Source organism: Idiomarina sp. UBA4520 (assembly GCF_002388365.1).
In the GTDB taxonomy this organism is placed as follows: domain Bacteria; phylum Pseudomonadota; class Gammaproteobacteria; order Enterobacterales; family Alteromonadaceae; genus Idiomarina; species Idiomarina zobellii.
In genome coordinates, this window is record NZ_DGMK01000015.1 from 17,815 (window position 1) to 28,079 (window position 10,265).

8 protein-coding genes are annotated in these 10,265 nt (G+C 45.8%); 7 read left to right on the forward strand and 1 reads right to left on the reverse strand.

Annotated features, from left to right (window positions below):
* Positions 1–187: 187 nt before the first annotated feature.
* From B3850_RS07130 to B3850_RS07140, 3 genes are all read left to right on the forward strand, one after another.
* A complete protein-coding gene (locus B3850_RS07130; protein WP_286911578.1) occupies positions 188–3,010 on the forward strand; it encodes a TonB-dependent receptor domain-containing protein in 2,823 nt (940 codons plus the stop codon).
* Between the two features lie 142 nt (positions 3,011–3,152).
* Positions 3,153–3,713: a FlgO family outer membrane protein gene (locus B3850_RS07135; protein WP_286875328.1), complete on the forward strand. Its 561-nt coding sequence runs from the start codon at positions 3,153–3,155 to the stop codon at positions 3,711–3,713.
* Positions 3,714–3,737: 24 nt separating this feature from the next.
* Positions 3,738–4,322 carry a FlgO family outer membrane protein gene (locus B3850_RS07140; protein WP_286875330.1) on the forward strand — a complete coding sequence of 195 codons (585 nt, stop codon included), beginning with the start codon at positions 3,738–3,740 and terminating at the stop codon, positions 4,320–4,322.
* A gap of 11 nt (positions 4,323–4,333) precedes the next feature.
* On the opposite strand, the gene B3850_RS07145 is transcribed toward B3850_RS07140, so the two are convergent.
* Positions 4,334–5,056: a DUF1499 domain-containing protein gene (locus B3850_RS07145; RefSeq protein WP_286875333.1), complete on the reverse strand. Its 723-nt coding sequence runs from the start codon at positions 5,054–5,056 to the stop codon at positions 4,334–4,336.
* A gap of 152 nt (positions 5,057–5,208) precedes the next feature.
* Here B3850_RS07145 and B3850_RS07150 point away from each other — a divergent pair, with 152 nt between their 5' ends.
* The 4 genes from B3850_RS07150 (at position 5,209) to lpdA (ending at position 10,265) form a co-directional block, all read left to right on the forward strand.
* Positions 5,209–7,524, forward strand: a complete 2,316-nt coding sequence (locus B3850_RS07150) for a TonB-dependent receptor (RefSeq protein WP_286875335.1) — start codon at positions 5,209–5,211, stop codon at positions 7,522–7,524.
* Positions 7,525–7,586: 62 nt separating this feature from the next.
* On the forward strand, positions 7,587–7,841 hold the full coding sequence (locus B3850_RS07155) for a type II toxin-antitoxin system Phd/YefM family antitoxin (RefSeq protein ID WP_286911579.1): 255 nt from the start codon (positions 7,587–7,589) through the stop codon (positions 7,839–7,841).
* Positions 7,831–8,118, forward strand: coding sequence for a type II toxin-antitoxin system RelE family toxin (locus tag B3850_RS07160; RefSeq protein WP_286875339.1), 288 nt, complete (start codon positions 7,831–7,833; stop codon positions 8,116–8,118). The genes B3850_RS07155 and B3850_RS07160 overlap by 11 nt, the downstream gene beginning before the upstream one ends.
* Positions 8,119–8,123: 5 nt before the next feature.
* Positions 8,124–10,265, forward strand: a complete 2,142-nt coding sequence (gene lpdA / locus B3850_RS07165; protein ID WP_286875341.1) for a dihydrolipoyl dehydrogenase — start codon at positions 8,124–8,126, stop codon at positions 10,263–10,265.

Sequence of the window (10,265 nt, forward strand, 5' to 3'; positions counted from 1 at the left end):
TTGATTTAAAAGAGTATTTTTATTTGAGTAAGGATTTACCAGCCATTTTAATCATAAATATTGTTAAAATAAATGTTACATGTTAAATTTTTTAGTCCTTTTGAGCGGTTATACAACTATGGTTGTTTGAAAATCAACCCGTTAATTCAGAAGGGATAAAAATAATAACTTTGTTCAGGGAGCTTTCATGGAAAAGTCAAAAGTTTATAAAGCGATGATGCTTGCGATGCTGACGTCAGCAGCGGTAGTGAGTAATCACGCGTATGCCTTCCAGCAGGAAGAACAACAGCAAGAAGAGCAGCAAGAGCAAGAAGCTGCAGAGGAAGAAGTTGAACGTATAGCAGTGACTGGTTCGCGTATTAAACGAACTGATGTTGAGGGTGCAGCACCAGTCGTGGTTATTGGTGCTGAAGATATTAAAAATCGGGGCTTTACTACAGCATTCGATGCTTTGAAAAACTTAAGTCAAAACACCGGTACTATTCAAGGCGATGAGTTTGGTTCGCAAGGTGGCTTTACACCTAATGCTCAAACTATCAGCTTACGCGGCTTAGCACCTGGGCAAGCGTTGATTCTTTTAAATGGTCGCCGTTTGTCGGAAAACCCAACCCCTTATAATGGTCAGAGTAACTTCGTTAATTTGTCATCAATTCCTGTTGCGGCAATTGAGCGTATTGAGGTACTGACCAATGGGGCATCTGCAATTTATGGCTCTGATGCCGTTGCAGGTGTTATTAATATCATTTTGAAAAATGATGTAGATGATACAACTGTCTCTGTTCTTGGTGGTACGACCAAAGATGGTGGTGGTGACGAGTATCGAGTTCAGATAACTTCTGGTGTGACTGAGAAAAATTACTCTTTTACTTACGGGCTTGAGTATCAAAAAATTGATCCTATTTACGCGACAGACAGAGAGTGGCTAGATTCTTACGATGATGGTCCCGAAGGTGAAGATGCAGTCTTGGCTAGAGGTATTTTAAAACTTGATGCTTTCTCTGCTGCGTATATAGATCCAGGTGAAGGAACCTGTGAAGCTTCAGGAAGTGGTTATGAGCGGACGTTCAGACCTGGTTCTGGGTACTATTGTGGAACAGATACTACCGGTGACTATTCTATCCAAAATGGTCGAACAAAAATATCTGGCTTCGTAAGCGGGGCATATGAACTGAATCGAGATGTAGAGCTATTTGTGGACGCACTAATTGCAGACCAAGAAGCTGAAAACAGAGGGTTTAGACATTTTGTATCAGATTATGTAGTGACCCCTAACGCAGACAATACTGGTAACCTGGCTTCTTTAGGGGCACCTAGTTTAGATTATCAACTTTACCAACGTTTGTTCTCGTTTGACGAGTTAGGCCCTAAGTCATCTCGCTTTGATGAAAAGAATATGAACGTTACTGCTGGTGCTCGCGGAACGCTTCCAAATCTTTATGAGTGGGAGGTATCATATAGTCACAGCACTGCAGACTTTACGAGTAAACGTTCTTGGTTAAAAAATGAGAAAGTGAACGAATACTTTTTAGGCACTGAATCTTTTGCATTTGGCTTACCGTCTGGTTTAGGCTCGATTGGTTTATATGATCCAATCACTGATGAGATAGCAAATGACTTGCTAGGTACTCAAGTTATTAATGCTGACTCATACTCTAGAACTTTGTTCAGTTCTATTTCTGGCGATTTATTTGAAATGCCGGCAGGAATGGTACAGTTCGCAGCCGTTGCTGAATATAACAAGCAAGGTTATGACTTACTGCAAGATGAGCGCACATTAAGTACATCTGATGTCAGCTGGTATGGCTTGACCGGTACTGAAGGTGGTGGCGATCGAGATCGCTGGGCTCTTGGTTTAGAAACTTCTATTCCTTTAGCCGAGACTCTTACTGGTACCTTGGCTGCTCGCTATGACCGCTACGATGATGACACGACTGATGTCGGTGGGCGAATTTCTCCAATGGCTGGTTTAGAATACCGACCATTTGAAGAACTACTCGTTCGAGCTACGTATGGTAAGAGTTTCCGAGCGCCTGATATGCACTATGTATTTGCAGATTCTAGTGGGTTCTTTACTAACGTGCGAGATTACACAACTTGCCGCAATGACTTCGTTGCTGGCGGTGGCAACGCAGATGACTTCATTCCAAGCCCTGCTAATTGTGACACTACTAATATTAATGGCTTAAGAGCGGGCTCAACCTCTCTTGAGGAAGAAGAAGGAACCAATATCGGTTTAGGTTTGGTTTACGAAGTCATTGATGGTTTGAACTTCTCTCTTGATTACTATGAAATTGAACTTGAAAACATCGTAACTGACGAGAGTATCACTGGACTGATTGCTGACGAGTATGATTGTAACTTTGGTCTAGACGGTCGAGATTCTGACAGTGCATTCTGCCAAAATGTTTACAGTAAAATTAACCGTGCAGGTCCTGGCGAACCAAATGCTGGAGAAATCAACTCTGTAAACATCACTCCAACAAACGCATCTAAACAGAAAATTTCTGGTATCGATGCTACGTTGAATTACCGTACTTCTACTGAATTCGGTGACTTCACAGGTCGTTTGGAGTACACAAACACTTTAGAGTATAAGTATCAGTCTGTCCCTGAAGACGATTATATCGACTACCGTAACTTGGCTAGTTTTGGAGATCCAAGAACGAACCTAACAGCGGTTGTTGGATATAATTATCAAGACTTTTCAGTCTATTTAACAGCGTTGAGAACTGGCTCTGTACCACGCAATATTCAGCCGGCTGAGTTCTCAGATCCAGATAGCGAACAATACGAAAATGTTGCTCGCCTTCATCCATGGGTTCGCTTTAACTTATCAGCGCAATATCAGATAACAGATGATACTCAAATCACGTTTTCTGGTGTAAACATCACTGATAAGCGTCCTCCATATGATGAAACGGAAACTTCGTGGCCGTTCTATAACGTGTTCGCATATCCGGGAGCATCGCGCGGAGCAAGCTATTCATTAGAGCTTACTCACCGCTTTTAATTAAATGGGCTTACCCTGGAACTTAAGTTCATTTAAATAAGCGATTCAAAGCCCTCCTCTGTGGAGGGCTTTTTATTTCCCCTAAACCTTCCCCAACACCTGCCGATACAAAAGCATCAGCGTTTTAAATACAGGTGCGTTTATGGCTCTTCGCTCGACTCTTTTTGTAATAATAGCTTTGCTGCTCAGTAGCTCAGCATTAGCTCACGTTAGTAACCCTCATGAAAAAATTGGCGATGATTTAGCTGCACAGCTTGCGAGTCAACTACAGCGAGTTAACCAGCATTACGGTTATTCAAATATTGGTGTTACGCGCTGGGTGCTAGCTGAAACGTTAGAGCTTCCAGAGCAAGGCGACTCCATGCACAAGCTCAGCCATCAGCTTAGTGAAAGCCTCTACGCACATATGAAGGAGCGTAATCTGGACTTAGTCGAGTTTCGAGCGAAGGACTATGTGACACTGACAGCTGAAGGCTCTACTAATATGACGCGTAATGTCGATGAACTAGAAGCGCAACCAAAGCTTGACTGGGTGCTAGTAGGGACTCTCTCGCGTAAAGGCGATGGTGCCATTGTGAACTTGCGTATTATTGACCGCCGCAGCCAAGAAGTGCTGGCAGCGGCAAATCGCTACGTGCCGAAACACTTGTATTGGCCCAATAAGCAAACTGAAATAGTCGATGGCCGACTACAACGCCATTAAGAACGCAGGAATAGGACAGTCATTATGAATGTATTAAGTAAAGTATTTATATCGGCAGCTGCGTTAAGTTTAGTTTCGGCCTGTACCGTCTTGCCAGCGAAGCAGCAGGTAGCAAAAGAGCAGCCACCCGAAACTTATTCGCAGCCCTACAGCGCACAATACAGTGCTCAACTTGCGGAGCAACTAGTTGATAACGCCAGTATTCGACTCAGTGGTGTTAAAGTGGGTATTACCAACCTTGTCGGTGTAACGGGTCAGTACAATCAAAGCTCCGCTCTCAGCCAGGTGCTGTCTGAGCAATTAGTGCAAGAGCTGCACCGCCGCGAGCTGAGTGTATTGGACTTCAAAACAACGGACTTTATTCGCGTTACATCGAACGGTGATTTTGCATTAACGCGTGACTATATGGAACTTGACGAGATCATGCCAATAACGCACGTGATGGTGGGGACTTTGTCGCATCATCGTGATGGTATTATGGCAAACGCTCGCTTGGTCGACATCAACACCAAAGATGTTGCTAGTGTGGCTCAGGTATTTATTCCGGCTCACGTGGTTCATCAATTAAGCGAAGACCACGGCAAGCCGGTTATTAGAAAAGCGCCTTAACTCACAAGGCGCTACTTCAATTGAGCTTCCAGCTCACTCATAAACTCTCGAATACGTTCGGCGTTTTTACCGACGTCGCTACGACCGACGCGAGATTTGCTGCGAATATCTAACTCACTGCCGTCTGCATTAGGTCGTATCCGTATCACGACGTCGTCTTTAAAGCCAAACCAAGTGGTTGTTGCGGTAGCTTCTATGCGACCGTCTGTCTTGGAACTTTCAACCATCTCCCAACCCATGCTTTTAGAAGCTTCCAGGGCGGCTTCGAACAATTGTGCAGGTGACACCAGTGCTTCGTAAGTGGTCAGTTCAGGGTAAGCTTTCAGCTGTTGTTTTGCCGTCTCTTCGCCGGCGTACTCAACTGGGTTAGGGGCATCAGTGCGAAGTGGGGCAATGGCGACAAACTCCGGTGGGTTTTGTGTGTCGGTAGTAATATCGTGAATAGGGGGTACGCTTTGAGCCTTCAAATATTGGCTAAACGGCATGTAAACAGAAATGACCCCGGCAACAATGGCTAAACCACTCAGACCTGCGACTAACCCCTGGGGACGACGAATAAAATACCAAATAATATTCAGTACGAACGTCGCAGCACCAATATAAAACGCCCAGCGCAGTATTAAGAATGCGGTACCTAAATCAGCGATACCATTTTTATACAAAGGTCCGGACACTGCTAGTAATATAACTGACAGAAAACCAAGAAGAATAAACAAACCGTGTAACGCTTTCATAACGTAACCCTCTTAATAATGTTGCCTGCTATTACGTCACTAACCACGGTTTGGGTCAACAAATACCGATATTAGTTAAACGAAAAAGTAGTAAACTTCGTAGTAGTGAACATGAAGTATCTAGCTAATAATAAAAAACAAGGACAAAACCGATGAAAACCTGGTGGTTTGCCGCATTCCCGCTAGTTGTCTTTCAGGCTTCAGCACAGGAAAAGCCAATCGAAATCATAGAGGTGATTGGCCGCGATTCCTCAGCGGTTGTGCTGCCTTCTGAGGACTCGACAGAAGGCCTTTTCGGTCTGGCAGAAAGTCTGCAGGAAATTCCGCGTGCGGCTACCGTCATTAATGAGTCTTTAATGGAAGAAGCTGCGATTAATGACTTACATGACATTGCGCGTTTTGCGCCTAACAGCTTTGCGGCGGCGGGGTTTGGGAATCCGTCATTGCCAACGTTGCGCGGTCAGCTAGGTGAGCTGTATGAAGCGGGTATGCGCCGTCAGGCAGGTAATAACGGCTTGGGTATTCCTATGTCATTTAATGCCATAGAGGGCATGGCGGTTGTTAAAGGCGCTCCGCCGGTTATGTTGGGGACTTCGCAGCGTGTTGGTGGTTTCGTCAATTTACAGCCGAAAACAGTGCGCCTGAATGACATGGACACCCAGGTAAAAGCGCAGCTAGGCCAGTGGAGTCAGTATCGTTTTCAGGTTGACCATAATTGGATATTAAAAGAAAACGAGCAGGGTTTAAGAATTAGCGCCGAATACGTCGACGAAGACAGTTTCTACGATTACCACCATCATCGCAGTGACGATGTTTTGTTAGCTTACAAGTTTGCGCCAAACGACGACACACAGCTGGATGTTTCTTTGGAATATTACGATGTCGAATGGACAGACAACGCTGGTATTAACCGCCCGACTCAAAATTTGATTGATAATAACTTATACATTACCGGACAGGGCGTGCAACCGAATGGCTCACGCGTTCCGGGGGCTGGTGCGGTGATTAGCCCAACCAGTGAAGTACGCATAGACCGTAGTACAACCTTAACCGATCCGCTTGATACCAACACCGCAGAAACAGCGCTTCTGCATGCGAAATTTCAGCATTGGCTAAATGATGAACTGGTCCTGGTAAACCGCACTTATTATCAATATCTAACGCGTGACGGAATCAACCAGAACAGTTTTGTAGAAATTATCGATGACGCGCACACCTTCGAGAATCGTACAGAACTGCACATCAATAAGAAGACGGTGGTTGGTGTTAACCTTCGTATAAACGACGTGCTGGGATACAGTCAATTTACCACCGAAGCAGACAACCCTATCGACTTAACGGGTCCTTTAGATAATCGCCGAATTCCGTTAAACCAAAGCCAACAAGCGCGACTGATAGAGTTGCGGCCCGGTTTGTTTGTCTCGCCGGGTGCGCAGTACGATTTAGACGGTGACGGCGCGGGGGATTTCAACCTATCCGATACCACCGACTCAACCAGCTATCAGTGGGGCATGTTCGCTCAGCATGAGCTACGTATTACCGACAAGTGGCGTGTAACCGGCGGTGTAAGAGCTGACTATTATGATGTTAAGGCTGAGGACCCTATAGCCCCGCAAGGTGTAAAAGCTAAAAGCGATACCTACAATGACTGGTTAAGCGCCATAAGTTTGTCCACGCAATACGATTGGACACCGGAGCTAACGCTATACGCAACGGCTTATGAAAGTGACTCAACCTCGAATTCCATGGCCGGCGGTACGGTATTAAACGCTGCCGGTGAAATTGATGCACAGAACTTCGCGACTGAAAACACGCTTTACGAAGTTGGCGTTAAGTACGCACCTGACGGAGCCCGCTGGTATGCGGATGCGGTGCTTTTCGACCAAAAACGAAGCTTGCGTAATCGCGATGGTTCGAATAGCGGTATTCGAACGGAGGGTGTCGAAACTCAGCTGCATTACGCGAGCGAAGCTGGCTACTGGGTGACTTTGGCAGCCAGTTATATTGATGCTCGTTGGGATGACTCCGCCGCGTCGCAGGGAACCCGGCAGGTGGCGGATGCGTTTGACAATTCGCGTCCCGATATTATTGAAGGTACAGGAGTAGGCTCGCCAAACTTTACGTTATTCCCGGCGTCGAATCAGCAATTGCAGGGAGTACCAGAAGTTCAGGTGTCGGTTGTTGCGGGCTGGAATATTACGGATAAGTGGTCGGTTGGCGGCGATTTAAGCTATACCAAACATTATCCATTGGATTATCTTCAGACCGTTTTTATTCGCGATCAGCACACATTAAACCTGAATACTCGCTACCGTTTTAATGAGCAACTGAACCTCCGCCTGGATGTATTTAATGCGACTGATCAAGACAACTGGTCACCAGTATTTGAAGGTGGTTATTTTGGCTCAACGCTGGCCTTTCCATCACAACCGGCACATGCACGTTTGAGTGTTAATTATACATTTTAAAACTGGAAAAATTAACGTGAAGACCTATAATAAGACCTGTTAATGGTCTTTTAGGAGGTCTTATGAGAGCGGTCAGACCCATTTACGCACGTAATTCAACCAGTATTAGCGAATTGAAAAAGAACCCTATGGCGGTGGTTGAAGAGTCTCATGGCGAGCCGGTGGCAGTGTTAAATAGGAATCAGCCAGCGTTTTACTGTATTCCGGCAGCAACCTATGAGGCTCTAATGGAAGAGTTGGATGACAGATATTTGACTGAGTTGGTTAAAAAACGTCAAAACGAGGATGAAGTCGAGGTGAATATCGATGACTTATAAGCTGACGTTTAAACGTTCAGCTTATAAAGAATGGAAGAAGTTGAACAAGGATGTTCAGGCACAACTTAAAGTTAAGTTAAAACAGAGGCTTGAGTCGCCACACATATTATCCTCTCGTCTGAAGGGGATGGATAACTGTTACAAAATTAAGTTACGCAAACTAGGGTACAGACTGGTTTACCAAGTAAGAGATTCCGAGCTTGTGGTTACGGTGGTAGCTGTTGGCAAACGGGATAAAAACCAAGTGTACGTGAGTGCACGTAAGCGATTGGATTAACTTTTATGTCATTGAAAAAGCTGTTGTTGCTGTTGGTTATTGTTGCGCTGTTTATCAGCGCATTTGCGTTCGATTTAACCCAGTATTTATCGCTTGATGTGCTTAAAGAAAAACAGCAACAACTGAATCACCTTTTTGCAGAGCACCCGTTCAAAGTATTTGCCATTTACTTCGCCATTTACGTTATTTCTACGGCGCTTTCTCTGCCGGGGGCGACCGTTTTAACTTTGGGGGCAGGAGCTATTTTCGGTTTTGGCTGGGGCCTGTTGTTGGCTAGCTTTGCCGCTTCGCTCGGTGCTTTTCTGTCGTTTTTAAGTGCTCGCTTTATTCTCCGGGACTGGGTGCAGGATAAGTTTGGTGAGCGCCTTGACGCCATAAACCGCGGTATTGAGCGCGACGGGGCGTTTTATCTTCTGAGTCTACGACTAGTGCCTATTTTCCCGTTTTTTGTCATTAACCTGGTTATGGGACTTACCCCGATAAAAGCCTGGACTTACTACTGGGTCAGTCAGGTGGGAATGTTGCTAGGCGCGGCAGTCTACATCAATGCCGGTACGCAGTTAGCGCAAATCAACAGTTTAGGCGATGTGGTATCGGCTGACTTAATTGGTGCTTTTGTGCTCCTAGGCATAATGCCTATTCTTGCTAAATTTATTCTCAGTTTGCTTAAGCGTCGTAAAGCGTTTAAAGGCTACAAAAAGCCGAAGTCATTCGACAATAACTTGGTGATTATTGGTGCGGGCTCGGCTGGGTTAGTCAGTGCTTACATAGCGGCGGCGGTAAAAGCCAAAGTGACCCTTATTGAAAAGCATAAAATGGGGGGCGACTGTTTAAATACAGGGTGTGTGCCATCTAAAGCGTTATTGCACGTTGCAGAGCTGGCGCATAACGCCCGCAATGCAGGCAATGCGGGGGTCAGTGTGGGTGAGGTGAGTGTCGACTTTAAGCAGGTGATGCATCAGGTGCAGTCAGTTATTAACGACATAGAACCGCATGACTCAGTCGAGCGCTATACCAAGCTTGGGGTGAGTGTCGAACAAGGCACTGCAAAAATCCTTTCGCCGTGGGAGGTTGAAGTAACGGCTGACGGTGAAACCAAGCGCATAACCACTCGCAGCATTATTATTGCTACTGGGGCCAAGCCGTTAGTCCCTAACTTTGAGGGCTTGGATAAAGTCAGCTATTTAACGTCGGATACCTTGTGGGACTTAGAAGAGCTGCCTAAACGCTTGCTGGTATTGGGCGGAGGCCCTATTGGTTGTGAGCTTTCCCAAGCTTTTCAACGGCTAGGCAGCCAGGTAACGCAGGTGGAAATGACTGATCGCTTAATGGGACCGGAAGATGAAGACACGGCTGAGTTATTAATGCAACGTCTGGTTCATGAAGGCATTGATATCAAGTTAAACCACAAGGCCATTCGTTTTGAGAAGAAAGGGAATGAATCTGTTCTTATTGCTGAACATAACGATAAAGAGGTGGCGATAGCCTTCGACAAAGTGCTTATAGCTCTCGGCCGCCGACCCAACATTTCCGGTTTCGGGCTTGAAGAACTCGGCGTACAAACCAATAAAACAGTGAGCACCAACCAATTGTTGCAAACGAATTTCCCGAATATCTATGCCTGTGGCGATGTCGCCGACCCTTATCAGTTTACTCATGTTGCGTCGCACCAAGCCTGGTATGCGTCAGTTAATGCGTTGTTTGACCCGTTCAAAACCTTCCGAGCTGACTATTCCGTTATTCCCTGGGTGACTTATACGTCGCCGCAAGTTGCTAACGTTGGGTTAACCGAACAGCAGGCTAAAAAAGCGAATAAAGAGTATGAAGTGACGGAGTACGATATTGGTGAGCTCGATCGCGCCATTGCTGATGACAGTGCTTATGGTCGAGTGAAGGTACTAACCAAACCGGGCAAAGATGAAATATTAGGTGTAAACATTGTTGGGCCTCAGGCAGGTGAGCTTTTAGCGGAATACGTATTGGCTATGAAACACGGCATTGGGCTGAATAAAATACTGGGTACCATTCACAGTTACCCGACACTGGCGGAAGCTAATAAGTATGTAGCGGGCGAGTGGAAACGCGCCAATGCGCCGCAGAAGCTGTTAGCATGGGTGGAGAAGTTCCATCGCTGGCGCCGGAGTTAA

What these genes read in the sequence shown, in the direction of transcription:
- B3850_RS07130 (WP_286911578.1), top strand. Translation starts at nt 188, where the DNA reads ATGGAAAAGTCAAAAGTTTATAAAGCGATGATGCTTGCGATGCTGACG.
- B3850_RS07135 (WP_286875328.1), top strand. Translation starts at nt 3,153, where the DNA reads ATGGCTCTTCGCTCGACTCTTTTTGTAATAATAGCTTTGCTGCTCAGT.
- B3850_RS07140 (WP_286875330.1), top strand. Translation starts at nt 3,738, where the DNA reads ATGAATGTATTAAGTAAAGTATTTATATCGGCAGCTGCGTTAAGTTTA.
- B3850_RS07145 (WP_286875333.1), bottom strand. Translation starts at nt 5,056, where the DNA reads ATGAAAGCGTTACACGGTTTGTTTATTCTTCTTGGTTTTCTGTCAGTT.
- B3850_RS07150 (WP_286875335.1), top strand. Translation starts at nt 5,209, where the DNA reads ATGAAAACCTGGTGGTTTGCCGCATTCCCGCTAGTTGTCTTTCAGGCT.
- B3850_RS07155 (WP_286911579.1), top strand. Translation starts at nt 7,587, where the DNA reads ATGAGAGCGGTCAGACCCATTTACGCACGTAATTCAACCAGTATTAGC.
- B3850_RS07160 (WP_286875339.1), top strand. Translation starts at nt 7,831, where the DNA reads ATGACTTATAAGCTGACGTTTAAACGTTCAGCTTATAAAGAATGGAAG.
- lpdA (WP_286875341.1), top strand. Translation starts at nt 8,124, where the DNA reads ATGTCATTGAAAAAGCTGTTGTTGCTGTTGGTTATTGTTGCGCTGTTT.